This is a genomic window from Amycolatopsis sp. AA4, from assembly GCF_002796545.1.
In the GTDB taxonomy this organism is placed as follows: Bacteria; Actinomycetota; Actinomycetes; order Mycobacteriales; family Pseudonocardiaceae; genus Amycolatopsis.
In genome coordinates, this window is sequence record NZ_CP024894.1 from 1,722,900 (window position 1) to 1,747,163 (window position 24,264).

26 protein-coding genes are annotated in these 24,264 nt (G+C 69.5%); 14 read left to right on the forward strand and 12 right to left on the reverse strand.

The features are described 5' to 3' along the window. Positions 1 to 52 precede the first annotated feature (52 nt). Positions 53 to 1,426 carry an FAD-binding oxidoreductase gene (locus CU254_RS08265; protein ID WP_009074580.1) on the forward strand — a complete coding sequence of 458 codons (1,374 nt, stop codon included), beginning with the start codon at positions 53 to 55 and terminating at the stop codon, positions 1,424 to 1,426. Between the two features lie 146 nt (positions 1,427 to 1,572). Next, positions 1,573 to 3,339, forward strand: coding sequence for an MFS transporter (locus tag CU254_RS08270; protein ID WP_037712962.1), 1,767 nt, complete (start codon positions 1,573 to 1,575; stop codon positions 3,337 to 3,339). On the opposite strand, the gene CU254_RS08275 is transcribed toward CU254_RS08270, so the two are convergent. Genes CU254_RS08275 through CU254_RS08285 form a run of 3 tightly spaced genes read right to left on the reverse strand, consistent with a single transcriptional unit; the run spans position 3,305 to position 5,513 of the window. Further along, positions 3,305 to 3,520: a DUF1737 domain-containing protein gene (locus CU254_RS08275; RefSeq protein WP_009074583.1), complete on the reverse strand. Its 216-nt coding sequence runs from the start codon at positions 3,518 to 3,520 to the stop codon at positions 3,305 to 3,307. The genes CU254_RS08270 and CU254_RS08275 overlap by 35 nt on opposite strands. 50 nt (positions 3,521 to 3,570) lie before the next feature. Next, positions 3,571 to 4,923, reverse strand: coding sequence for a DHA2 family efflux MFS transporter permease subunit (locus CU254_RS08280; protein WP_009074584.1), 1,353 nt, complete (start codon positions 4,921 to 4,923; stop codon positions 3,571 to 3,573). Further along, on the reverse strand, positions 4,920 to 5,513 hold the full coding sequence (locus CU254_RS08285) for an NADPH-dependent FMN reductase (RefSeq protein ID WP_009074586.1): 594 nt from the start codon (positions 5,511 to 5,513) through the stop codon (positions 4,920 to 4,922). The genes CU254_RS08280 and CU254_RS08285 overlap by 4 nt, the downstream gene beginning before the upstream one ends. Before the next feature lie 65 nt (positions 5,514 to 5,578). Here CU254_RS08285 and CU254_RS08290 point away from each other — a divergent pair, with 65 nt between their 5' ends. After that, the gene (locus CU254_RS08290; RefSeq protein WP_009074587.1) at positions 5,579 to 6,184 is read left to right on the forward strand and encodes a TetR/AcrR family transcriptional regulator; all 606 of its coding nucleotides are present in this window, start codon (positions 5,579 to 5,581) and stop codon (positions 6,182 to 6,184) included. A 68-nt stretch (positions 6,185 to 6,252) separates the two neighbouring features. Here the strand turns inward: CU254_RS08290 and CU254_RS08295 are convergent, their stop codons facing one another. Beyond that, positions 6,253 to 6,924 (reverse strand): peptidylprolyl isomerase, encoded by a 672-nt coding sequence (locus CU254_RS08295; protein ID WP_009074589.1) that lies wholly within the window; start codon positions 6,922 to 6,924, stop codon positions 6,253 to 6,255. A 52-nt stretch (positions 6,925 to 6,976) separates the two neighbouring features. Beyond that, positions 6,977 to 7,231: a DUF2631 domain-containing protein gene (locus CU254_RS08300; protein WP_037712964.1), complete on the reverse strand. Its 255-nt coding sequence runs from the start codon at positions 7,229 to 7,231 to the stop codon at positions 6,977 to 6,979. Positions 7,232 to 7,324: 93 nt separating this feature from the next. On the opposite strand from CU254_RS08300, the gene dxr reads away from it, so the two are divergent. From dxr to ispG, 3 genes are all read left to right on the forward strand, one after another. Next, complete coding sequence (gene dxr / locus CU254_RS08305; RefSeq protein ID WP_009074592.1) at positions 7,325 to 8,521, forward strand: 1-deoxy-D-xylulose-5-phosphate reductoisomerase; 1,197 nt, start codon at positions 7,325 to 7,327, stop codon at positions 8,519 to 8,521. A gap of 172 nt (positions 8,522 to 8,693) precedes the next feature. Further along, positions 8,694 to 9,896: an RIP metalloprotease gene (locus tag CU254_RS08310; RefSeq protein WP_009074594.1), complete on the forward strand. Its 1,203-nt coding sequence runs from the start codon at positions 8,694 to 8,696 to the stop codon at positions 9,894 to 9,896. A 118-nt stretch (positions 9,897 to 10,014) separates the two neighbouring features. Further along, positions 10,015 to 11,166, forward strand: a complete 1,152-nt coding sequence (ispG, locus tag CU254_RS08315; protein WP_009074595.1) for a flavodoxin-dependent (E)-4-hydroxy-3-methylbut-2-enyl-diphosphate synthase — start codon at positions 10,015 to 10,017, stop codon at positions 11,164 to 11,166. Positions 11,167 to 11,217: 51 nt separating this feature from the next. Here ispG and CU254_RS08320 read toward each other — a convergent pair whose 3' ends face one another. Continuing rightward, entirely contained in the window at positions 11,218 to 11,688 is a 471-nt protein-coding gene (locus CU254_RS08320; RefSeq protein ID WP_009074598.1) for a nitroreductase/quinone reductase family protein, read from the reverse strand. Positions 11,689 to 11,778: 90 nt separating this feature from the next. Here CU254_RS08320 and CU254_RS08325 point away from each other — a divergent pair, with 90 nt between their 5' ends. Beyond that, entirely contained in the window at positions 11,779 to 12,384 is a 606-nt protein-coding gene (locus CU254_RS08325; protein WP_037712968.1) for a TetR/AcrR family transcriptional regulator, read from the forward strand. 16 nt (positions 12,385 to 12,400) lie between these two features. On the opposite strand, the gene CU254_RS44600 is transcribed toward CU254_RS08325, so the two are convergent. Beyond that, positions 12,401 to 12,598 (reverse strand): DUF2891 family protein, encoded by a 198-nt coding sequence (locus CU254_RS44600; protein ID WP_078560731.1) that lies wholly within the window; start codon positions 12,596 to 12,598, stop codon positions 12,401 to 12,403. 17 nt (positions 12,599 to 12,615) lie between these two features. After that, a complete protein-coding gene (locus CU254_RS08335) occupies positions 12,616 to 12,870 on the reverse strand; it encodes a hypothetical protein (RefSeq protein ID WP_009074603.1) in 255 nt (84 codons plus the stop codon). Positions 12,871 to 12,944: 74 nt separating this feature from the next. Here CU254_RS08335 and CU254_RS08340 point away from each other — a divergent pair, with 74 nt between their 5' ends. Continuing rightward, positions 12,945 to 13,769, forward strand: coding sequence for an AraC family transcriptional regulator (locus CU254_RS08340; RefSeq protein WP_009074605.1), 825 nt, complete (start codon positions 12,945 to 12,947; stop codon positions 13,767 to 13,769). Further along, entirely contained in the window at positions 13,766 to 14,158 is a 393-nt protein-coding gene (locus CU254_RS08345) for a VOC family protein (RefSeq protein ID WP_009074607.1), read from the forward strand. The genes CU254_RS08340 and CU254_RS08345 overlap by 4 nt, the downstream gene beginning before the upstream one ends. Here CU254_RS08345 and CU254_RS08350 read toward each other — a convergent pair. Beyond that, positions 14,155 to 14,490 (reverse strand): cupin domain-containing protein, encoded by a 336-nt coding sequence (locus CU254_RS08350; RefSeq protein ID WP_037712969.1) that lies wholly within the window; start codon positions 14,488 to 14,490, stop codon positions 14,155 to 14,157. The two genes, CU254_RS08345 and CU254_RS08350, sit on opposite strands and share 4 nt — an antisense overlap. A gap of 70 nt (positions 14,491 to 14,560) precedes the next feature. On the opposite strand from CU254_RS08350, the gene CU254_RS08355 reads away from it, so the two are divergent. Next, positions 14,561 to 15,496, forward strand: coding sequence for a GlxA family transcriptional regulator (locus CU254_RS08355; RefSeq protein WP_037712972.1), 936 nt, complete (start codon positions 14,561 to 14,563; stop codon positions 15,494 to 15,496). 45 nt (positions 15,497 to 15,541) lie between these two features. Here CU254_RS08355 and CU254_RS08360 read toward each other — a convergent pair whose 3' ends face one another. Then, the gene (locus CU254_RS08360) at positions 15,542 to 18,151 is read right to left on the reverse strand and encodes a fibronectin type III domain-containing protein (RefSeq protein WP_037712975.1); all 2,610 of its coding nucleotides are present in this window, start codon (positions 18,149 to 18,151) and stop codon (positions 15,542 to 15,544) included. 234 nt (positions 18,152 to 18,385) lie between these two features. On the opposite strand from CU254_RS08360, the gene CU254_RS08365 reads away from it, so the two are divergent. The 3 genes from CU254_RS08365 to map all read left to right on the forward strand — a co-directional run bounded on the left by CU254_RS08365 (position 18,386) and on the right by map (position 21,820). Next, positions 18,386 to 19,711 carry a glycoside hydrolase family 27 protein gene (locus CU254_RS08365; protein WP_199785841.1) on the forward strand — a complete coding sequence of 442 codons (1,326 nt, stop codon included), beginning with the start codon at positions 18,386 to 18,388 and terminating at the stop codon, positions 19,709 to 19,711. A 355-nt stretch (positions 19,712 to 20,066) separates the two neighbouring features. Then, positions 20,067 to 20,921: a GNAT family N-acetyltransferase gene (locus CU254_RS08370; protein ID WP_009074617.1), complete on the forward strand. Its 855-nt coding sequence runs from the start codon at positions 20,067 to 20,069 to the stop codon at positions 20,919 to 20,921. Between the two features lie 41 nt (positions 20,922 to 20,962). Further along, positions 20,963 to 21,820, forward strand: coding sequence for a type I methionyl aminopeptidase (gene map, locus CU254_RS08375; protein WP_009074619.1), 858 nt, complete (start codon positions 20,963 to 20,965; stop codon positions 21,818 to 21,820). A gap of 65 nt (positions 21,821 to 21,885) precedes the next feature. On the opposite strand, the gene CU254_RS08380 is transcribed toward map, so the two are convergent. Further along, positions 21,886 to 22,560 carry a FadR/GntR family transcriptional regulator gene (locus CU254_RS08380; protein WP_037712977.1) on the reverse strand — a complete coding sequence of 225 codons (675 nt, stop codon included), beginning with the start codon at positions 22,558 to 22,560 and terminating at the stop codon, positions 21,886 to 21,888. A 48-nt stretch (positions 22,561 to 22,608) separates the two neighbouring features. On the opposite strand from CU254_RS08380, the gene CU254_RS08385 reads away from it, so the two are divergent. Then, positions 22,609 to 23,883: an MFS transporter gene (locus tag CU254_RS08385; RefSeq protein ID WP_050788134.1), complete on the forward strand. Its 1,275-nt coding sequence runs from the start codon at positions 22,609 to 22,611 to the stop codon at positions 23,881 to 23,883. Between the two features lie 54 nt (positions 23,884 to 23,937). Here the strand turns inward: CU254_RS08385 and CU254_RS08390 are convergent, their stop codons facing one another. Further along, positions 23,938 to 24,201, reverse strand: a complete 264-nt coding sequence (locus CU254_RS08390; protein ID WP_009074625.1) for a hypothetical protein — start codon at positions 24,199 to 24,201, stop codon at positions 23,938 to 23,940. Positions 24,202 to 24,264 lie beyond the last annotated feature (63 nt).

The following is a 24,264-nucleotide window of genomic DNA, read 5'->3' on the forward strand; positions in this document are numbered from 1 at the left end:
ATTTCGACCTAACCTGACGGGGAAAGCAGACCGGAAGAACGCGGGAGCCCCCATGCTGATCGACGACCTGCACGCCGTCCTGCCGGACGACCGCATCGTGCAGGACCCCGACGTGCTGCGCAGCTACGCGCACGACGAAGCGGAGTGGGCCCCGTACGGCGAACCGGCGGTCCTGGTCCGCCCGCGCACCGCGGACGAGGTGCAGGCGACTGTGCGGCAATGCCTCAAACACGGGACGCCGGTGGTGCCGCGCGGAGCGGGGACCGGACTGTCCGGCGGCGCGAACGCGCTCGCCGGATGCGTCGTGCTGGCGACCGACCGGATGACCGCGATCAAGGAGATCGACCCGGTGGAACGGCTCGCCGTCGTCGAACCGGGCGTGGTCAACGACGATCTCCGCGCGGCCTGCGCGGAACACGGGCTGTGGTATCCGCCGGACCCGGCCAGTTCGCCGTGGTCGACGATCGGCGGCAACGTCGCGACCAACGCGGGCGGCGTGTGCTGCGTGAAGTACGGCGTGACCCGCGACTACGTGCTCGGGCTGCAGGTCGTCACCGGCACCGGCGAACTCGTCCGGCTCGGCCGCCGCACCGCGAAGGGCGTGGCCGGGTACGACCTCGCCGGGCTGATGGTCGGATCGGAGGGAACGCTCGGCGTCATCACGGAAATCACCGTGCGGTTGCGCGCGAAACGCGGGCCGGAGGCGACCGTCGCCGGGTACTTCGACTCGACGGTCGCGGCGGGGGAGGCGGCGGCCGCGATCCGCGCCGCCGGGATCGTGCCCTCGGCGCTGGAGCTGGTGGACCGGCATTGCCTGGCCGCGGTGGACGCGTGGAAGAACATGGGCCTGTCCGCCGACGCGAACGTGGTGCTGCTCGGCCGCAGCGACGTGCCGGGCGGGCACGAGGCCGCGGTGATGGTGGAGTGCTTCGAGAAGGCGGGCGCGACCTGGGCCGCGCAGTCGACCGACGAGGCCGAGGCGGACGCGTTGTTCGCCGCCCGCCGGCTGGCGTACCCGGCGCTCGAACGGCTCGGGCCGGTGCTCACCGAGGACGTCTGCGTGCCGACGCATTTGGTGCCGGAAATGCTTGCCCGGATCGACGCGGCGGCGCGGCGGCACAATACGCAAATCGCCAATATCGCGCATATCGGCGACGGGAATCTGCATCCGCTGCTGATCACGCCGAGCGGGGACGACGACGCGCAGCGCCGCGCGCAGGCCGCGTTCGACGACATCGTCGCCGACGCGCTCGAACTCGGCGGGACGGTCACCGGCGAGCACGGTGTCGGGCTGCTGAAGCGTCCCGGCCTCGAAAAAGAGCTGGGACCAGCGGTGCTCGACCTGCACCACGCGGTCAAGAAGGCCCTCGACCCGCACGGGATCCTCAACCCCGGAAAGGTCGTCGGAGGTCCCGTCGAGCGGTAACTCGACCGAGTGAAAGTAAATAGTCCACAAAGGATAGTCACGCGTTTGTGACCCTTGTCTCCCAGTCGTTTTCTTTTGTTGGTTGCCTACCGCAAGCAACTTGCTTAGCCTAGCTAAGGGAACGGCTGGGAGAGGGGTTTTCGACAGTGGCGGAGCGCAGGACGTATTCGATCGCGGAACTCGGTCCGCGGTACAAGTGGATCGCGCTGTCCAACACGACGCTCGGGATGCTGATCGCGACGATCAACTCGTCCATCGTGCTGATCGCGCTGCCCGACATCTTCAAGGGCATCGGCATCAACCCGCTGGAGCCGTCGAACACGAGCTACCTGCTGTGGATGATCATGGGCTTCCTCGTGGTCACCGCGGTGCTGGTGGTGGCGTTCGGCAGGCTCGGCGACATGTACGGCCGGGCCAGGATGTACAACCTCGGCTTCGCCGTGTTCACCGTTTCCTCGATCATGCTGGCGATCACCTGGTTCGACGGCGACGCGGCCGCGCTGTGGCTGATCGGCTGGCGGATCGTGCAGGGCGTCGGCGGCGCGTTCCTGATGGCGAACTCGTCGGCCATCCTCACCGACGCCTTCCCGGCCAACCAGCGTGGGCTCGCGCTCGGCATGAACGGCGTCGCGGCTATCGCGGGTTCGTTCCTCGGCCTCGTGGTCGGCGGCGTGCTCGCACCGGTGAACTGGAACCTGATTTTCCTGGTCTCCGTGCCGTTCGGCGTGATCGGCACGGTGTGGGCGTACGTCAAACTGCACGACACCGGCGTCCGCCAGCACGCGAAAATGGACTGGTGGGGCAACATCACCTTCGCCGTCGGTCTCATCGCGGTGCTGGTGGGGATCACCTACGGAATCCAGCCGTACGGCACGTCGCAGACCGGCTGGGGCAGCCCGATGGTGCTGTCCTGCCTGATCGGCGGGGTCGCGGTGCTGATCGCGTTCGTCGTGATCGAAACCAAGGTGCCCAACCCGCTGTTCCGGTTGTCGCTCTTCCGGATCCGCTCGTTCAGCTGGGGCAATCTGGCGAACCTGACCGCGTCGCTGGGCCGGGGCGGGCTGCAGTTCGTGCTGATCATCTGGCTGCAGGGAATCTGGTTGCCGCAGCACGGTTTCACGTTCGAGCAGACGCCGCTGTGGGCCGGGATCTACATGCTGCCGCTGACGATCGGCTTCCTGGTGGCCGCGCCGACGTCCGGCATCCTGTCCGACCGGATCGGCAGCCGCGCGCTCGCGTCCGGCGGCCTGGTCATCACCGCGCTCACGTTCCTGTTGCTGACGCTGCTGCCGGTGAACTTCGACTACTGGGCGTTCGCCGGGATCCTGCTGCTCAACGGCATCGGGATGGGCATGTTCTCCTCGCCGAACCGGGCCGAGGTGATGAACAGCCTGCCCGCCGACGCGCGCGGTTCCGGCGCGGGCATGATGACGACCTTCCAGAACGCGGCGATGGTGCTGTCGATCGGCTTCTTCTTCAGCCTGATCATCGCCGGCCTGTCGGACCACCTGCCGGTCGCGATGTCGCAGGGCCTGACCCAGCACGGCGTCCCCGACGCGGCCGCGCAACAGGTCGCGCACCTGCCCGCGGTCGCGGTGCTGTTCGCGGCGTTCCTCGGGTACAACCCGATCCAGCAGCTGCTGGGCGGCCAGCTCGCGCACCTGCCCGCGGACCAGGCGAACTTCCTGACCGGACGCAGCTTCTTCCCGAACCTGATCTCGGGCCCGTTCCAGGACGGCCTCGCGGTGGCGTTCGGCTTCGCGATCGTGGTGTGCCTGATCGGCGCCGTGGCGTCGGTGCTGACGAAGGACAAGAAGAAGTCGTCGGAGTCGGTGGGCGAGGAACTGGCCGCGGTGGCCGGGGAATCCGGTGGCGGGCCTAGCGAGCTGGTTTCTCCGCGGAGTGACCGGTAGCCGTTTCCGGCCACAGCACGGCTTGGGCGACGATGACGTTCTCGCCGTTGAAGGTCAATGCGGGGCCCTCGTGCAGGCGGTAGCCGAGCGCGAGGGCTTCGCTGACCCGGCGGCAGAAGGCGGAGTCGTCGGGACCGGTGAGGACTCGGTAGACGGGAAGACCGTCCGGGGGTGTGCTCATGGGGTCATGATGTCGTGAGCGGCGATGCCGGTTAGAACCGGCATCGCCACTCACGAGGCCCTACGCACCAGCCACGCCGTCCCCAACGCCCCCACCGCCCCCACGCTGATCGCCAAGAACCCCAGCCGAAACGCCGTGTCGACATCCGGCAACCGGCCAGCGATCAGCACCGCGAACACCGCGCCCCCGAGCGAGCCGCCCACCCGCAGCAGGATCGTCACCTGCGCAGCCGCGTCCGGAAGCCGAGACGGTTCAACAGTTTTATACGCCGCGATCCCCATCGGCATGCTCACCAACGCCACCGAAGCCCCGAATCCGGCAAGCAAAACCTGCACCACCACACCCGGCGCGTCGACCGGCAGGAACGCGAACGGCACGGTACTCGCCACAGCCAGCACCGCACCCACCAAAGCAACAGGCGCGGCACCGTACCGATCCACGGCCCGCCCGGTCACCGGCGCGATCGCCGCCGTCGCACCGGCGAAGCCGAGCAAACTCAGGCCGGTGCCAACGAAATCCAGGTGCCGTCCCAGTTGGAAATACAACGTCACCACGATCCCGCTGCCGAAGATCAGCGCGCCGTTGAAAGCCGCGGCCAGGCTCGCCGCGCGGTAAAGGCGGTTGCGGTACAAGGAAAAGTCCAGCAGCGGCCGCGGATGCCGCAGGCATCGCATCACGAACCACGTCAGCAAAGCCAGGCCGGGCAACAGAATCGGCACCTGAAGCCGTCCGGTATCACCCCACGTCGTCACCGTATAGAGAACCAAGGGCAGCCCAGCGGCGATCAAAGCCAAGCCGACGAAATCGATCCCGCCAGTGCTCTCCCGAGAGCCGCGGGGAACGTACCGGAGGCCGAGGACCAGGCCGACCGCTCCGATCGGCAGGTTGATCAGGAACAGCCACGGCCACGAAAGACCGTGCAGTATCAGGCCTCCGGCGAGCGGGCCGACTGCGGGCGCGACGCTCACCGCGATCCCGAGCGTCGCCATCACCCGCCCCAGCCGCGCCGCGCCGACCTGTTGTCCCAGAACGGTTTGCCCGGCCGGGATCAGGATGCCGCCCGCCAAACCTTGCAGGAAGCGGAAAGCGATGAGCAGCACGACGTCCGGCGCGGCCGCGCACAATCCCGACGACACGGTGAACGCGGCCAGCGCGACGAGCCACACCCGGCCGGCGCCGAAGCGTCGCGCGAGCCAGCCGGTCATCGGCAGCGACAGGGCGAGCGCGAGCAGGTAGCCGCTCGCGACCCATTGCGTCACCGAGAGATCCGCGCCCAGGTCGTTGCTGATCGAGTCGAGGCCGATCGTCACCACGGACGCGTCGAGTCCGCTCGCGAACGCGCCGAAGACGATGATCCAGCAGATCCGCCAGGTCGCGCGGTCGAGGGGAGCGACCGTGGTCACCGGGAGACCCGCAGGGTGCGCAGCGCGGTCGACCAGTCGACAAGTTCCCCCAGCATCCGCGTCAGGATGCCTTCGTGGTGGTCGGCGGGCGCGAAGGTGCCGGGTTCGGCCAGGTCCGGAAGGACGAAGTCGGTGAACAAACTCAAGGCGACCTGCGAGCGCACGCAAGCGACCTGCACCTCGGCGAGCGTCAACCGCAGGTGTTCCACCGCACGCGTGCCGCCGTTGGTTCCGTAGCTGACGAAACCGGCGGCTTTGTCGGCCCACTCGGAAAACAGGAAGTCGATGGCGTTCTTGAGCGCCGCGGGCATGGAGTGGTTGTACTCGGGGGTCACGAAAACGAAGCCGTCGAGGCCGTCGACGAACTGCGCCCAACGCTGGGTGTGGGCGTTGCGGTAGCCGCCGAGCGCGGCGGGCAACGGCTCGTCCAGGAACGGCAGATCGATTTCGGCGAGATCGAGCACCCGCACCTCGGCCCGGTCGCCGAGGTAGGCGGCGGCGCGGGCACGGGTCCATTCGGCGACCTGCGTCGCGCGGCGGCCGGGGCGGGTGCTTCCGGAAACGACGGCGATGCGAAGCGGAGAAGTCATGCCCCGAAGGTACAACGGTCGTTGTAGTTTTTGCAACGATCGTTGTACTTCGGCATACTGAGCCGGTGCGGACGGACAAACAGCGTGCTCTGCTCGACGGCGCCCTGCGGGTGTTCGCCCGGGACGGCTACTCGCGCGCCAGCATCGACGTGCTCGCGGCCGAGGCCGGCGTCTCGTCGCGGACGATCTACAACCACTACGGCGACAAAGCCGGGCTCTTCCGCGCGGTGATCCTGGACAGCTCGGACCGGGTCGCGGAGCGGCAGATCGCGGTCGCCGACAAACTGCTCGGCCGGATCGCCGACCTGGAGGCCGACCTCGTCGAGTTCGGCCTCCAGTGGGCGAAACGGGATCCGGAAACCGCGCCGCACTGGGCGCTCGTGCGGCAGATCGAGGCCGACCTGGACCACATCGACCCGGAGACGGTCGCGGCGTGGAAGGAACGCGGCCCGACCCGCGTGCGGCTCGCGCTGGCCGGGCATCTCCGCAGGCTCGCCGCGGAAGGCCGGCTGGAGCTGGAAGATCCGTCGCTGGCCGCGGTGCACCTCGTGCAGCTCACCGCGGGCAGCGCCGCTGCGGCCGAACCGGGGGAGGACTGGGAAACGGTGATCCGGTCCGGTGTCGGCGTCTTCCTGCGCGCTTACGCGCCGGGCGTCACCAGCCGAAGCTGACCGAGCGGCAGTCAGTCGTGAGCGGCGATGCCGGTTCTAACCGGATTCGCCACTCACGAGGCCTGGGATCACCCGAAGCTGACCGAGCGGATCTTCACCGGGTGCTTGGGCGCGCCGTCGAGCGGGCCGTTCGGGTCGGTCGGGACGATGCCGTCGGCGACCATCCGGTCGAGGACCTCCATGCCGCGCACGACTTTGCCGAGCACCGAGTAGTTCGCCGGGATGTGCGCGAACGAGTGCACGATGAAGAACTCCGACCCGTTGGTGCCCGGCCCCTGGTTGCCCATCGCGACGGTGCCGCGCTCGTAGGTTTCCTTGCCGGTCACCTCGTCCGGGAATTTGTAGCCCGGGCCGCCCTTTTCGACCTCGTAGAGGTCGCCGCACTGCAGGACGCCGAGGCGCGCGGAGTTCGTCAGCCGCCAGCACTGCGAACGGTCGTAGAAGTGCTGCAGCACCAGGCTGGTCATGTTCGCGACGGCGCACGGAGCGGCCCCGGCGCGGTTGAGCCGCACGGTGACCGGGCCGTAGTTGTAGTGGAAGGTGACGTCGACCGTCCCGCGGGTGAACGCGAACGGCAGCGGACGCAGCACGGGACGCGCCGCCGGGTTGTCCGGCGTCGGCGTGAAAGTGCAGCTCACCACCGGCGGCTTCACCGCGGGCGCGGCGCTGGCCGGGGCCGCGGTGCACAGGGAAAGACCGGCGATGACGGCGGCCGCGAGCGCGGCCCAGCGTGGCTTCATGGGCCCGGAAACTAGCGAATCCGACGTCTCCGGCGCCAGGCCCGCGAGGCGCTTACTTGCGCCAGGCGGTGCGGCTCTTGCGCAGGTCGAGCAGCAGGAGCAGGACGATGAAGGCGGCCAGTCCGACGAGCCACACGTTCTCGGTGTTGTTCTCGTGGTTGCCCTTGAGCATCACGAGCAGGATGGCCGCGGACACCCAGCCGGCGATGCGGGTGGCCTTCGGGAACGAGCCGTGCCAGCCCCATTCCGCCGACGGCTCGTCGCGCGGGTCGACCTCGGGGCGCTTCTCGACCGCCTTGCCTGCCACGACCACTCCTTCAAACCGCCTGACGTTGTGCCCCCGCATGATCCCACACCGCTGGCCGCCGCGCGGACACGACCCGGGCCATAATGCTTGCTGATGACTACTTCGCGAAGCGTCCTCGTGCTGGGTTCGACCGGGTCGATCGGGACCCAGGCGCTCGACGTCGCCGCACGTAACCCGCATTTGTTCACGATCGCCGGCCTCGCCGCCGGCGGTTCCGACCCGGCGGCGCTCGCCCGGCAGGCGATCGCGCACGAAGTAGCGGCCATCGCCGTGACGAAGCCCACGGCGGTCGAAGACGTGCAGCTCGCGCTGTATGCCGAGGCCCAGCGCCGGGGCTACGCGAAGGGCGAATTCCGCCTCCCGCGCATCCTCGCCGGTGCGGACGCGGTCGCCGAGCTGATCGATTCGGTGCCGGTCGACGTCGTGCTCAACGGGCTGCCCGGTTCGCAGGGCCTCGACCCGACGCTGCGCGCGCTCGCCACCGGCGCGACCCTCGCGCTGGCCAACAAGGAATCCCTCATCGCCGGCGGTCCGCTGGTGCTCGCCGCCGCGAAGCCGGGACAGCTGGTGCCGGTCGATTCCGAGCATTCGGCGATGGCGCAGGCGCTGCGTTCCGGCGAGGACAACGAGGTCGCGCGGCTCGTGCTCACCGCGTCCGGCGGCCCGTTCCGGGGAAAGAAGCGGGAGGACCTCGGCGAGGTCACCGTCGAACAGGCGATGGCGCACCCGACGTGGTCGATGGGCCGGTTGATCACCATCAACTCGGCCACCCTCGTCAACAAGGGCCTGGAGCTGATCGAGGCGTCGCTGCTGTTCGGCGTCGAACCCGCGCGGATCGACGTGACCGTGCACCCGCAGTCGATCGTCCACTCGATGGTCACCTTCGCCGACGGCTCCACCATCGCCCAGGCCAGCCCGCCGGACATGCGGCTGCCGATCGCGCTCGCGCTGAACTGGCCGCACCGCGTGCCCGGCGCGGCCGCCGCGTGCGCGTGGGACACGGCGGCGAGCTGGACCTTCGAGCCGGTCGACAACGAGGCGTTCCCGGCCGTCGAACTGGCTCGTGAAGCGGGTACCGCGGGCGGTTGCCTCCCCGCGGTCTACAACGCGGCGAACGAGGAATCGGTGGCCGCTTTCCTTGCGGGCAAGGCCAAATTCCTGTCGATCGTGGACACGGTGTCGCGGGTGGTGTCCGACGCGGACGAATGGCGGCGCGAACCCCGCGACGTCGCGGACGTGCTCGCCGCCGAGCAGTGGGCTCGCACGCGGGCCGCCGAGCTGCTGGGATGAGTGCGACCGGTGCGCGAAGCCGCGCCGGTCGATGCAACACTGGTTTCACGCTGGCGGCGGATACTTGAACCCGGAACTTTCTCGGGTGGTCTCACCGCCTGGAGCCGTGGAAGACGACGAACCTGCCGCCACCGCATCGCGGGCCGCGGCTGAGGGGTGAGGTGCAAGGCCCGTGCTTGCCTATGTGATCGGCGTGGTGCTTTTCGCGCTCGCGATCTGTGTTTCGGTGGCGTTGCACGAAGCGGGCCACATGGTCACCGCCCGGATGTTCGGGATGCGGGTCCGCCGGTACTTCGTCGGCTTCGGCCCGACGGTGTTCTCCTTCCGGCGCGGCGACACCGAATACGGCCTCAAGGCGATCCCGCTCGGCGGCTTTTGCGACATCGCGGGCATGACCGCGCTCGACGAGGTCACCCCGGAAGAGGCGCCGCGCGCGATGTGGCGGTTCAAGGCGTGGAAGCGGACCGTCGTGATGTCGGCCGGTTCCATCACGCACTTCTTGCTCGGCTTCATCGTGCTCTTCGTCATGGCCGCGACCATGGGCCTGCCGAACGTGGACAGGAAGCCGATCGCCGCGCAGATCTCCGACTGCGTGCAGAACGCCACCACGGTCGACCAGGCCAACAACCCGGTGTGCAAACCGGGCGACCCGGCTCCCGCCAAGAAGGCGGGGCTCCTTCCGGGCGACCAGGTGCTGTCGGTCGCGGGCAAGCCCACTCCGACCTGGGACGACATGGTCGCCCAGGTGAGGTCGCTCTCCGGCCCGGTCCCGGTGGTCGTGCTGCGCGACGGGGCCGAGCGCACGTTCGTCGTCGACATCCCGACGGTGGTCCGGCCCGCCGCGAAGGGCGGCACCGAGAAGGTCGGCGCGGTGGGCATCGCCAAGGCCACGGCCCTCCACTACAGCGTGCTCGGCGCGTTCGGCGGCGCGGCGTCGTTCACCGGCGACATGTTCGCCCGCACGTGGGACGGGCTGATGGCCTTCCCGAAGCGCATCCCGGCCGTCTTCAACTCGATCTTCGGCGGCGAGCGCGACCCGGACACCCCGGTCAGCGTCGTCGGCGCGAGCCGGCTCGGCGGCGAGGCGGTCGAGGCCGGGCTGTGGCAGGTCTTCCTGCTGCTGCTGGCCAGCCTGAACTTCTTCATCGGCGTGTTCAACCTGCTGCCGCTGCTGCCGATGGACGGCGGCCACATCGCGATCGTCTGGTACGAGCGGGTGCGCGACTGGCTGCGCGGCCTGCGCGGCAAACCCGCGGGCGGCCCGGTCGACTACACGAAGCTGTCCGCGATCACGATGGTGCTGGTGGTGATCGGCGGCGGCGTCACGCTGCTCACCGTGACGGCCGACATCGTCAATCCGATCCGCCTGCAGTAACCGCGCGCACCGGCCGGGTCACGCGCGCGTGCCCGGCCGCCCGACCGGGGGTAACGCTGCTCACCGCGTCGGCTGACTTCGTTGAACCGCGCCCGGGTGAGGTGGGTACGCTGGAAGCGTGACCGTCGCGTTAGGTATGCCCGCTCTGCCCCCGCCCGTTCTCTCCGAGCGTCGCAAGACCCGCCAGCTGATGGTGGGGTCGGTGGGAGTCGGCAGCGACCACCCGATCTCGGTGCAGTCGATGACCACGACGCTGACCTCCGACGTCAACGCCACCCTGCAGCAGATCGCCGAGCTGACCGCGGCCGGCTGCGACATCGTGCGCGTCGCGTGCCCGTCGGCCGACGACGCCGAGGCGCTGCCCGCGATCGCGAAGAAGTCGCAGATCCCGGTGATCGCCGACATCCACTTCCAGCCCAAGTACGTGTTCGCCGCGATCGAGGCGGGCTGCGCCGCGGTCCGGGTGAACCCGGGCAACATCCGCAAGTTCGACGACCAGGTCAAGGAGATCGCGCAGGCCGCGAAGGACCACGGCACGCCGATCCGGATCGGCGTCAACGCCGGGTCGCTCGACAAGCGGCTGCTCGAGAAGTACGGCAAGGCCACCCCGGAAGCGCTCGCCGAATCGGCGATGTGGGAGGCGTCGCTGTTCGCCGAGCACGATTTCCACGACATCAAGATCTCGGTCAAGCACAACGACCCGGTCGTGATGGTGCGCGCCTACGAGATCCTCGCCGAACAGTGCGACTACCCGCTGCACCTCGGCGTCACCGAGGCCGGGCCCGCGTTCCAGGGCACGATCAAGTCCGCCGTCGCGTTCGGCGCGCTGCTGCGCCAGGGCATCGGCGACACCATCCGGGTGTCGCTGTCCGCGCCGCCGGTGGAGGAGGTCAAGGTCGGCGCGCAGATCCTGCAGTCGCTGAACCTGCGGCCGCGGAAGCTGGAGATCGTGTCGTGCCCGTCGTGCGGACGCGCGCAGGTGGACGTGTACACGCTCGCCGACCAGGTCACCGCCGGGCTGGAGGGCATGGAAATCCCGCTGCGCGTCGCGGTGATGGGCTGCGTCGTGAACGGTCCCGGCGAGGCCCGCGAGGCCGACCTGGGTGTCGCGTCCGGCAACGGCAAGGGCCAGATCTTCGTGAAGGGCGAGGTCATCAAGACCGTGCCCGAGCACGCGATCGTGGAGACCCTGATCGAAGAGGCCATGCGGATCGCCGAGGAATCCGGCGAGTCGATCGGCGAGGGCACGCCGAGCGTCACCGTCGGCTGAGTTTCCATTGCGAAAGGGCTCCTCGGCTTCGGTCGAGGAGCCCTTTCTTTTTCAGCGGCGTTCCAGCAGCACGACCGGGATCTGTCTCCCGGAAGCTTCCTCGAATTGGGCGAAGATCGGCACCGCCGCGACCTGAGCCGCCCAGATCCTGGCGCGTTCTTCCCCTGCGGTCAGCCGCGCTTCGACGGGGATTTCTTCCCCGCCTGCCTCGACGACGGTCCGCGGGTTCGCCATGAGATTGCGGTACCACGCGGGATCGCGCGGGCTGCCGCCGTGCGTGCCGAAGATCGCCCAGCTGTCGCCGACCGGCTGGTAGAACAGCGGGCTGATCCGCGGTTTCCCGGTTTTCGCCCCGACGTGGTGCACGAGAATCAGCGGCATCCCCTTTTCCGGAAATCCCGGCAGATGCGGCGGAATGGGCCGACCGGCCGCGGATTCCTCCGGACTGCTCCACGCGACATATCCGGCGTTCTCCCGGACTTCGGCGAGAATCCGGACATTCCAGTCTTCGAGGGTCGGCACGGGCATCTCCTTCGCTAGGCGGAGCACTTGCTCCGCAAAGTAGCACACTAGACGGAGCAGGTGCTCCAGGTAAGCGGGTATGCTCGCCGCATGGCCGTGGCTGAACCGCACACCCCCGCCCGCCGCCGCGCCCTGCGCGCGGACGCGATCCGCAACCGGGAGGCAATCGTCGAAGCCGCCGCCGAGGTCATGGCGGAACAGGGAGCCGCGGTCGACGTCCGCGAAATCGCCCGGCGCAGCGGCGTCGGGATGGGGACGCTGTACCGGCATTTCCCGAAGAAGGAAGACCTCGTCCGGACGGTCCTGGACCAGGGCTTCTCCCAGTGGGCCGAGTCGGCGCGCCAGGCAGCGATCGAGGCGGAAGACCCGTGGGCGGCGCTGACCGACTTCTACCGGCAGGCGTTGTCCGGCTGCGCCCAGCACCGCGCGATCATGGAGAGCTTCGCGCTGACGTGGACGGACCCGGATCCGACGGGGATCCCGAAGCTCCGCGCGGTTCTGGAGGAGCTGCGGATCCGGGCGGAGGGGTTGTTGCGGCCTGGGGTTACTACGGAGGATTTGGTGCTGCTGCTGATCTCGCTGGGGTACGCGGCGCAGTGCACGGACGCTGATCGGCCGCACCTGTGGAACCGGGTGCTGCAGGTTTCACTGGACGGGTTGCGGGCGGAGCATCGGGATCCGTTGCCGGAGAGCTAATCTCCGCGCTCGTCGCTCAGCAGGAGCAACGCGTAATAGGCCATGCCGCCCCGACCCATTGCCAGCTCCATGCGCGATGGAGGTTGAGCCCGTGCAGATGGGCGATCAACCCGTCGGAAGCGTCGGTCACCACCGCCGGAGTGAACAGCGCCGCTGCGTTCCGGTCGGCGATACTCGCGCACGACGTCGGCCAGCGCGACCGAGGCGAACTCACCGGCCTGTGCGGCTACGTCAGCCGCGCAGGTGATGCTGGGCGGCCTCGCGGATCTGGATCCGGACGTTCTCCAGCGACGCCGCGACCTCGTCGATCTGCCGGATCGCGATCTGCACCGAACCCTGGATCGCGGTCGCGGTGCCGGTTTCGCCGAGCAGGCCGAGCACCTGGGCCTGCAGGTCTTCCAGTTCGCCCTTGGTGGCGAGGGCGATGCCGGTCGGCACCTGGTCGGCCAGCAGTTCGAGCTGCTGCGCCTGTTCCTGGATCGTCATCGGGCTTCTCCTCGTCGTGGGGACCGCTCTCCCGTGGTAGCAGAATCCGGGCGCTTCCGGGCTAGCCTGGTCGCGTGAGTCACAGCTGGGCCGCCCGTCCGCCGCATCCGGTGCTGCGGGGCCTGGTCACGCGGTACGTCGGCTACGCGCAGGAGAACGTCACCCTCGAGGTGCACCGCGGGTTGCCGTCGCGGCACCTCACGCTCGTGATCAGCCTGGAAGAACCGATCCGCTACGCCGGGCTGGCCGGCGCGGGAGCACTGCAGAGCGTGGTCGGCGGCCTGCACACCGAACCCGCGCTGATCACGCAGGACCGCGTGCAGCGCGGCGTGCAGCTGGAGCTGGATCCGCTGGGCGCGCGGACGCTGCTGGGCGTCACGGCCGCGGAGCTGACCGGCCGGGTCACCGACCTGGCCGACTTCGGCGCCGACCTGGCCCAGTTGCCGGACCGGCTGGCCTCGGCGGCGGATTGGGGTGCCCGGTTCGCGATCCTGGACGAGGTGCTGGCCGCGCGGGCCGTCGAGCGGACGGATCCGCCGCCGGAGCTGAACCGGGCCTGGCATCAGTTGCGGCGCAGCGGCGGGTTGCTGCGGGTCGGCGAATTGGCGGACGAGGTCGGTTGGAGCCGTCGGCATCTGGGGGAGCGGTTCCGCGCGGAGCTGGGGTTGGCCCCGAAACAGGCGGCGCGGGTTTTGCGGTTCGAGCGCGCGGTTCGGTTGCTGCGTACCGGGCATCGTGATCTGGCCGGGATTGCTTGTGCGGCGGGGTATTACGACCAGGCGCACTTTTCGAACGAGTGGCGAGCGTTGGCGGGGTGTTCGCCGCGGACTTGGATGGCGGAGGAGCTCCCGTTTCTCCAAGACGAGACGAAGCTCCCCGCCACAGAATCGGTGCCATGACACCACAACCGACCGTCTGGCCAGCCTTCCGCTACAACGACGCCAAAGCCGCGATCCGCTTCCTCGCCGACGTCCTCGGCTTCGAAGAAACCCTCGTGGTCCCCGGAGAACACGGCGTCGCGCACGCTGAACTCCGTTGGCCGGAAGGCGGTGCCGTGATGCTGGGCAGCTGCGGCGGCCCAGCCGACGGCGTGCACGACGAGATGAAACCCGGTGCCAGCGCGGTGTACGTGGTCTCGGACCGGGTCGACGAGATTTACGCTCGCGTGCGCGAAGCCGGTGCCGAAATCAGCCTGGAGCTGCACGACACCGACTACGGCTCGCACACGTTCACCGTCCGCGATCCCGAGGGGAACGCTTGGACGATCGGGAGTTACCGGGGCGCTTAGCCCTCGGGGTAGAAGACGAACAGCGTGCAGCCGGTCTCCGTGGCCGGGACGTGCCACGAACCGGCGGGGGCGTGGATGAACGTGCCGGCCGGGTAGTCGCGGGCGCCGTCGTTGAAGGTGCCGGAGACGACGAAGACCTCTTCGGGACCCGGCTCGTGCACGTCGCGTTCCGGCCATGTGCTGCCGGGATCGAACTCGACCACGTTGGCGTGCGCGCCGTTTTCGCCCTTCCACAGCGGGCGGAGGCGGATGCCGGGGAACAGGTCCTTCACCGGGGCTTCGTCGACCGGGACCGACGTGTAGCCCGGCTGAGCAAGGATTTCAGAGAGCATGGTCCCAGGCTGGCGTCCCGTACGCGCGCGGGACAGTGTCTGAAAAGACGTCATGGGGTACTTTCTTGCCATGCATCGCGTGGTGGCTCTCGTCCGGCCGGTGCAGTCGACGTTCGAACTCGGCTGCGGCGCCGAAGTGTTCGGCACGCCCAGGGACGGCGTCCCGCAGTACTACGAATTCGAGGTATGCACCGAGAATCCCGGTCCGGTGCCGACGTCGGCCGGGTACGCGATGCACGTGTCCGGCGGGCTTTCCCGGCTCGCCACGGCCGACACGGTGCTGATCCCGGGCTGGCTCCCGGTCGAGACGCCGCTTTCGCCGAAGGTGCGCCGGGCGTTGCTGAACGCGCACAAACGAGGCGCGCGGCTGGTCACGATCTGCTCGGGCGTCTTCGCGCTCGCGCAGACCGGGCTGCTCGACGGAAGATCGGCTACGACGCACTGGGCGCGCGCCGAGCAGTTGCAACGGGATTTCCCGGCAGTACGCGTGGAACCGGACGTGCTGTACGTCGACCACGGCGACGTCGCGACGAGCGCGGGCGCGGGTGCGGGCATCGATTTGTGCCTGCACCTGGTCCGCCGGGATCACGGCGCGGCGCACGCGGCGCTCGTCTCGCGGCACATGGTGATGCCGACGCATCGCGAGGGCGGGCAGGTGCAGTACGCGCCGCCGCAAGCGTCCGCGGACGCGTTGGGCGGGCTGCTCGAGTGGGCCGAGGAGCGGTTGGGCACGCCGCTCTCGGTCGAGGATTTGGCTGCCTACTTGCGGATTTCCCCGCGAACGCTGGCCCGCCGGTTCGCGGACCAGCTGGGGACGAGCCCGGGCGCGTGGTTGCTGTCGCGGCGGGTGGCGGAGGCGCGGCGGCTGCTGGAGGAGACGGATCTGCCGGTGGACGCGATCGCGACGCGGGTCGGCCTGGCGTCGGCGGTGAACTTGCGCCGCCGCTTCCGGGCGCAGGTGGGGACGACGCCGGGGGCGTATCGGCGGGCGTTCCGCGTGGGGTGATCGGCGCGCACCGGCAGGGAGGTCCGGTACGCGCCGATCAACCGGTTACGCGGTGGTGGTTTGCACCGTCACCGCGGGACCGACGCCGTTACCGGTGACGGCGGCGATGGTGAACGTATACGCGGTCCCGGATTTCAACCCGTCCACGACGCGGGTCAGGCCCTTCTGCGTGGGCTGGCTGACGATCGTGTCGCGGCCGGTGACCTCGATGGTGCGGCCGTCGGACACGGTGATCCGGTAGCCGATCACCGGGGTCGACCCGGTTTCCTTCGGCGGCGTCCAGCGGATGCTCGCCGCGTCGGTGCTCGGCAGCGCCTTCGCCCCGGTCGGGACGGCCGCGAGCTGCGTGCCCGGCGGCGCGACGGTGACCGGTGCCGACGGCAGCGACGGCAAGCCGACGCCGTACCGGTTGCGCGCGGCGACCGTGACCGTGTACGTCTGGCCGTCCGTCAGCTTCGGGATCACCGTGTACCCAGTGCGCGCGAAGTCCTTGGCGGACACCGAACTCGTGACGGTGTGCTTGCCGTCCGAAGCGGTCAGCAGGTAGTCCTGCACCGGAGCGCCGTTTTCCGCGACGGTCGGGTTCCAGGTCGCGTACAGCTGGCCGGACACCGAGAACGTGCCGATCCGCGTCGGAGCCTGCGGAGCGGACGCGCCGTCGATCCGGCGGTCCAGCACCGAACGGTGGCCCGGCTCGATCCCCGCGTTGTCCACAATGGACTTAGGCGCGGCGGCCGGGTTGTTCAGCAGGTGGTTGCCGGAGGTGACGACGCCCTTCTTGTTGCCGTCCGGATCGCCCTGCTCCCAGTAATTGCCGGAGATGACGGTCGGGTCGTTGTTGCCGAGCGAGTCGCGGTAGTCGACGTGCGTGGAGGCGACGTTGGCGTACGCCGCGTGGTAAAGCACGTTGCCGGAAACGGTTTCGTAGGTGCAGCCGTTGTCGGTGTAGACGGACTTGCCGAGGCCCCACTGGTCGTAGATGACGTTCCCGGTCACCTTCTCGCCCTCGGCCTGCGACGGGCCGGTGATGCCCTGCGTGTAGACGCCGCCGCCGTCGTCCAGCGAAAGCATGTAGTCGTGGATCAGGTTGTTCGACACCACGTTGTTGCGCGAGACGTTCGGCGTCGCGGCCTGCTTGATCTTGTCCGGCCAGCCGCCCCAGCCCATCGAGATGCCGGAGTACGCGACGTGGTCGATCTGGTTGTGCGACACCACATTGTCCTGCGAGTACCCGTTGACGATCGGCACTCCGCCGGTGAATTCGCGCGGCATGCCGTACAGGTGGTTGTTGGTCACCTTGACCCGCGCGGTCAGGTCCGCGCCGGCCGCCGCGGGCTTGCTGACGCCGCCGATTTCGACGCCATTGCCGGAGATATCAGTGAAGACGCTGTCGGAGACGCTGCTGTCCTGCGCGCCCTCGCCGAGGTCGAGCCCGGCCGCGCCCAGGTGGGCGAAGACGGTGTCCTGGAACTCGATCCGGTGCCCGTGCGAAATCGAGACGTTGCCGGGTTCCTTCGTCCAGTCCGCGTACGGGCAGGCGCCGCCGGGCGTGAACTGGCACAGGCCTTGCGTGGCCCAGCCGCGTTCGCCGGTGATCCGGTAGCCGGCCTGGATTTCGGAGAACCCTTCCCCCGACGAAGGTTCGAGCCAGGTCGCATAGGAGAACTGGATGCCGCGGAAAGAGATGTCGTGGACCGGCGCCTCGGCGGTGCCCCGCCCGTCCACGAGCTTCTCCAGCGCGGGCATCTCGACGTCGGCCCAGTGCAGGTTCTCGCCCTTGCGCGGCAGGTAGTACACGGTGTGCGCGGAGCGGTCGAGATACCACTCGCCGGGGGTGTCCAGCAGCTCGAACGCATTCTCCACATAGGACGGTTGCCGTCCGTTGGTGAGATCGCCCGGGCCGACCATGTTGACCGAACGGCCGGGGATGTCGGCGAACATCACGCGCCGGGTCGAGTTGTCCCAGCACGGCTGCGCCATAGTGATCGTCGTGCCCTGCGCCGAGGCGATCGGACAGCGCGGCTCGGTCCACTGGCCGAGGCCGTTGCGCTCGACGTTCCACAGCTCCTCGCCGCTGGTGTACACCAGTTCGAGGTCGCTCGGGTTTCGCCAGTGCGCCATGGTGTCCGCGGACGCGGTGTACCCGGTGTCGGTCGCCTTCACCGTCACCGGAAGCCGGCCGGACGCTCGCTGCGCGCGGACGCCGTCGACGTACAGCTGGCGCGTGTTGTCCAGCCCGGCGGGCGCGGGGGCGGAGTAGAGCCCGGGCCGTCCGGCGACCGGACGCCAGCCGGTGACCTGCTTGCCGCCGCTGACCACGGTGCCCGGCGAACCCTGCCAGACGATCCGGTGGCCATTCGTGCCGGAATCCGTCGCGTCGAGTTGCAGCGGCTTGTCGAGCCGGTAGGTGCCGGAAGCGACGTGCACGGTCAGGTCGGAGTTCAGGCGCGCGGCGCGCTGCCGGACCAGCTGCTGGGCGCGGGGGAGCGTGCGGACCGGCGACCAGACGGCCCCGGACCCGGAATCGTTGCCCCACGGCGAGACGTACACGTCCTGGCTGCCCGGCCACGCCGCGGCCGCGCCGGCGGGCAGCAGCGCGGTCGCCGCCACCACCGCCGCGGCTAACCCGAGGGAGCGCGCTGGTCTGAGCTTCATCCGGGACCTCCGTGTTCGCCACTGAACGACGCGAGCCGCGCCGAGAGAAAGATAGGATCTATTCCGGAGCGTGTCGAGAGGTCGCGAGCGAATTTTCTTGGCATTCACGGTGGTGAACAGGGTTGATCCGGTCGGCGGGTTCCGTCCCGGTTAGCGGTCAGTGATCCGATGAATCATTGCTGTCGGCGCTCCGGCGCGCGTACAACGAAGCGATCCCCGGGAGAGGTGGTCGCGATGAAGCGAAGTCGGATCGGTGTGCTGGCCGCGGCGGTAGCGGTGCTCTTCGGAACGCTGGCCGGAACAGCCGCGGCGGACAGCCCGTCAATCGAGTCCTGGACGCCGGTGGCGAGAACGCCGCCGATGGGCTGGAGCAGCTGGAGCGCGCTGCGCCGGAAATTCACCGAGGAAACGATCAAGGCTCAGGCCGACGTGATGCACGACCGGCTCGCCGCGTACGGCTATCGGTACCTCAACATCGACGCGGGCTGGAACGACCACGTCGACGAGTTCGGCCGGGTCGCGCCGGACCCGAAGAAATTCCCGAACGGCATCGCCTCGCTCGCCCGGTACCTGCACCAGCGCGGCCTGAAATTCGGCATCTACCTGGTGCCCGGCGTCCCGGCGCAAGCGGTGGCGGCCGATTCGCCGATCGAGGGCACTCCGTACCGGGTGCACGACATCGTCATGGCGGGCGCGGGCAACACCGCGGACGACAAATCCGCGAAGCTCGACTTCAGCAAGCCCGGCGCGGCCGCGTACGTCCGCTCGCAGGCGCGGCAACTGGCCGCGTGGGGCGTCGACTACATCAAAATGGACTTCGTCGGACCCGGCGGCGGCAAGATCCCGGCGGACAACCGCGAGGACATCCGGCAGTGGCACGCGGCGGTCCAGGCCACCGGCCGTCCGATCCACTTGGAACTGTCGAACTCGCTCAGCATCGCCGAGGCCGCGACCTGGCAGCGCTACAGCAACGGCTGGCGGATCGAGGGCGACATCGAGTGCTACTCGCACTGCGTCGGCCTCACGAACTGGGACGTGCGAGTCAAACTCCGCTTCGCCGACGCTCCGAAATGGACGCAATACGCGGGTCCGGGGCACTGGAACGACCTGGACTCCATCGAGGTCGGCAACGGCGAAGCCAACGGCATCACCCCGGACGAGCGGCAGAGCGTCCTGACGCTGTGGGCGATCGAAGCCTCGCCGCTGCTGCTCGGCACCGACCTGACCAAACTTGATCCGGACGACCTGAAACTGCTCACCAACCGCGAGGTGCTGGCCGTCGACCAGGCCGGACGGCCGGCGCGGCCGGTCTCGCAGGCGACCGAGCAGCAGGTGTGGTTCAGCCCCGACGGCCGGGGCGGGGTGACGGTCGCGCTGTTCAACCTGGGATCGACGGAATCTCCGGTGACCGCGTCCTGGAAGGACCTGGGGCTGCGCGGCCCGGCGGCGGTGCGGGATCTGTGGACGCATAGGAACCTGGGCGTGAGCCGGGACAGCTTCACCGCGACGCTGGCGCCGCACGCTTCGCGACTGCTGCACCTGGTCCCGCGGCCTCGCTGAGCTGTCCGTGAAGGGCTCCTTGCGGGAATCAGATTCCCGCAAGGAGCCCTTCACGGACAACAACCTCGCTCCGGGGCGGGGCTGGCTCGGCGGGCCATTGCGAGTGAGTCGTCCGTGAGGGCCACCTGCACGGACTCTGATTCCCCCAGGGTTCCCCTCACGGACCACCAGGGAAGGCTCCGGAGGTGCCCGGGCGGGGTACCTCCGGAGCGCTTCGGCCTGCGCGCGCTCGATTCGAGCACTGTCGGTGGCGGAGCCCGCCGGGGCGCCGCCGTTCGGGTGCGAGGGCCGTTCATCTCAGCGTGTCGGCCGGCTCGCGTTCCGTTCACCCGGTTCATCTGGCACTCTGGACCCCGTGTTGCGGCTTGCAGGTGCACGGCTGCTCGACGATCGGGACTATCCGGCAGTGCGCGCTGCGCTCGCCGCCGACCCGGTGGGCAGCTGCATGGTCAGCGCCCGGGTCGAGGCGGCCGGTCTCGACCCGTGGCGGCTCGGTGGCGAGCTGTGGGCGGCCGATTCCCGTCCGGTGCGCGCCGGACGGCTCACCGGTTTGTGCTTCGCCGGGCCCAACCTGATCCCGTTGCGCGGCAACGCTTCGGCGCTGCGCTCCTTCGCCGACCGCGCCCTGCGCCGCCAGCGCACCTGCTCTTCGCTCGTCGGTCCCGCGCCGCAGGTGCTCGGGCTGTGGGACGAGCTGTCGTCGGAATGGGGACCGGCCCGCGAGGTGCGCGGCGACCAGCCGCTGATGGCGCTCGAAGGCGACCCGCTGGTGCCCGCCGATCCGCAGGTCCGCACCGTCCGCCCGCACGAACTGGACCGCTACCTGCCCGCGGCGGTGGCGATGTTCATCGAGGAGGTCGGCGTCGACCCGCGCGCGGGCGACGGCGGGGCCAGCTACCGCGCCCGGGTCAGCGAGCTGATCTCCACCGGCCGCGCGTTCGCCCGGTTCGAGGACGGCGAGGTCGTGTTCAAGGCCGAGATCGGCGCGATGTCCGCGCGGGTCGGCCAGATCCAGGGCGTGTGGGTGCACCCGGACCGGCGCGGCAGCGGGCTCGGCACCGCGGGCACCGCCGCGGTGGTGAATCGCCTGGTCCACGGCCTCGGCCGGACCGCGAGCCTCTACGTGAACGGGTTCAACGCGCCCGCGCTCGCGGCGTACCGGCGGATCGGGTTCCAGCAGGTCGGCCAGTACGCGACCGTGCTGTTCTGAGCTGGCTGCGCCGCGGCCGGGCGAGGTCGTAGGCTGGGGACATGTCCGTTCGCGCCCCGTTGAAGCCCGGTGTCCAGACGCCGCGCCGTGCCGTCCCCGCCGACATCGCCCGCCCCGAGTACGTGGACCGGCCGGCGCCGAAACGGGACACCGGCAACGGAGTGCGCACGCCCGAGGTCATCGAGGCGATGCGGGTCGCGTCGAAGATCGCCGCGCAGGCGCTCGAGGAGGGCGGCAAGGCGGTCAAGCCGGGCGCGACCACCGACGACATCGACAAGGTCGTGCACGAGTTCCTGCTCGACCACCACGCGTATCCGTCGACGCTCGGCTACCGCGGCTACCCGAAGTCGTGCTGCACCTCGCTGAACGAGGTGATCTGCCACGGCATCCCGGACTCGACGGTGATCGAGGACGGCGACATCTGCAACATCGACGTGACCGCCTACATCGGCGGCGTGCACGGCGACACCAACGCGACCTTCCTGGCCGGCGACGTCTCCGAGGAGGTGCGGCTCCTGGTCGAGCGCACCCGCGAGGCGACCGCGCGCGCGATCAAGGCGGTCCGCCCGGGCCGTCAGCTCAACGTGATCGGCCGGGTGATCGAGGCGTACGCGAAGCGCTTCGGCTACGGCGTGGTCCGCGACTTCACCGGCCATGGCGTCGGCCCGGCGTTCCACACCGCGCCGACGGTGCTGCACTACGAGGAGCCGTCGGTGCAGACGCTGATCGAGGAGGGCATGACCTTCACGATCGAGCCGATGATCACGCTGGGCACCATCGACTACGACTTGTGGGACGACGACTGGACGGTCACCACGAAGGACAAGAAGTGGACGGCGCAGTTCGAGCACACCCTCGTGGTGACGGCTGACGGCGCGGAGATCCTGACCCTCCCGTAAGACGAGCTGTCCGTGAAGGGCTCCTTGAGGGAATCAGATTCCCTCAAGGAGCCCTTCACGGATTTCTACAAGTCCTCCGCCCGCGCGATCAGCTCGTCCAGGAATCCCGCTGCCTCGGCGGCGGACCGGTCGGCGTCGCGGGCTTCGATCGCGTCCACCAGTTCCCGGTGCCGGATCATCTCCGCGTGCTCCGGATTGTCCGAAGTGGACGCCACGCTCGCGGTGATCGCTTCCATCAGGCCGCGGTACAGCTCCAGCAGCAGCCCGTTGTGCCCGCACCGGACCACGACCTGGTGGAATTCCGCGTCGCTGCGGGCGAAATCGTCGAGGCGGCCTTCGTCCCAGTCGGTGTCGCGCCGGTCGAGCAGCACGCGCAGTTCGGCCACGTCCGCGTCGGTGCGCGCGGTCGCGGCCAGCCGGGCGCCCTCGACCTCCAGCAGCCGGCGCACGTGCAGCACCTCGCGCAGTTCCGTCCCGCACAGGCGGCGGATCGCGCCGGAGACCTCGCTCGTCGCGCGCACGTACGTGCCGTCGCCCTGGCGGACTTCCAGGATCCCGGTGTGCGCCAGCGCGCGCACGGCCTCGCGGACCGTGTTGCGCCCGACGCCCAGCTGCGCGGACAGCTCCGGCTCGGTCGGGATCCGGTGCCCGATCGGCCATTCTCCGGCGGTGACCGCGTCGCGCAGCTGCTCGATGACCTGGTCGACGAGTCCGGCGCGGCGGGTGGTGGCCAACGGCACAGCCTGATCCCTTCATCCAATCATCCTATGTATGCGATAGTAGCGCACATGTCCGCCGCTTCCCGAGACTCTGCAGCCGTGTCCACCGCCACCTACTCCGACCGGCTCGAACTCGAACTGGAAGGCAGCCTCGAGGAAGAGGTGCCCGCCGGTCGCCGGCCGGGCGTGGTGGCCGGCGGCGTGCTGCTGGCGGTCGCGGTGGTGCTGACGGCGATGAACCTGCGCCCGGCGATCACGAGCGTCGGCCCGCTGCTCGCGGAAATGCGCGGCACGCTCGGCGCGTCCGCGGTGTGGGCGAGCATCCTCACGACCCTGCCCGGCCTCTGCTTCGCCGGAGCCGGCCTGGCCGCGCCCGTGCTGTCGCGCCGCCTGGGCATCGGCCCGGCGATCGGCCTCGCGCTGGCGGTGCTGACCGCGGGCCTGGTGGTGCGGGTGCTCGACGGACCGTACGTCGTGCTCGGCGGCACGCTCGTCGCCACCGCCGGGATCGCGCTGGTCAACGTGCTGATCCCGGTGGTCATCAAGGATTCGTTCCCGGCTCGCGTCGGGCTCATGACCGGCGTCTACACCGCGGCCCTGCAGGGCGGCGGCGCGGCGGGTTCCGCGCTGAGCCCGCCGCTGGAATCGGCTCTCGGAGGCTGGCGCGCCGCGCTCGGCAGCTGGGGCGTGCTGTCGGCGATCGCGCTGGTCGCGTGGCTGATCGCCTCGCGCGGCACCGGCCGCCCGCCGCGTCCGGCCGCCGGTTCGGCTCCCGCTCGGTCGCTGATGCGCAGCCCGCTGGCGTGGATCGTCACGATCTTCTTCGGCCTGCAGTCGTTCATCGCCTACGTCGTGATGGGCTGGCTGCCGCAGGTCTTCATCGACGCGGGCGTCAGCAAGGCCGACGCCGGTTTGCTGCTCGGCCTGATCTCGGTGATCGCGGTGCCGATCAGCCTGGTGATCCCGCCGATCGCGGCGCGGCAGAAGAGCCAGAGCCCGTGGATCGTCGGAATGGGCGTCTTCGGCGCGGCCGGGATGCTCGGTCTCGTCATCGCGCCCGGATTCTCGCCGCTGCTGTGGAGCATCCTGCTCGGCATCGGGATGAGCGTCTTCTCGCTGGCCCTGACGGTGATCGCACTGCGCGCCCGCACCGGCGCCGAAACGGCGCGGTTGTCGGGAATGGCGCAGGGTTTCGGTTACCTGCTGGCGGCGGTGGGCCCGTTCGTGTTCGGTCTGCTGCACGACGCGACGGGCAGTTGGACGGTGTCGTTGATCGTGCTGCTGGTGGTGATGGTGACGCAGATGGTGTTCGGCGCACTGTCCGGACGGCGCCGGTTCGTGTAAAGGATTTCGCGAGTGTTCAAGCCGATTCGCACCGGCTTGAACACTCGCGAACCTTTAATTCAGCGGTGCCAGGAACGGCTCGGGAAGCTGCCCGGTGCGCCGCACGTCGTCGAGTGCGGCCACCGCTACCGCGAGGCATTCCGCGGTCCACTCGGACGGCTTCGCCCGCAGCTCTTCCAGCAACGCCACTGTCGCGGCCGTCGTCCCGAGTTCGGCCCGCCGGACGGCGAACATCAGCTCGAGATCCGTGACCTCGCTCCAGCGAGCGGCCAAATCCTCCGCCGGCACAACGATTTCCCCGGCGATCATGTCGGTCATGTCAGTCCCCGCACCTCCGCGGAGAACAGTAACAACGCGACATCCATGTTACCCGATTCGGGA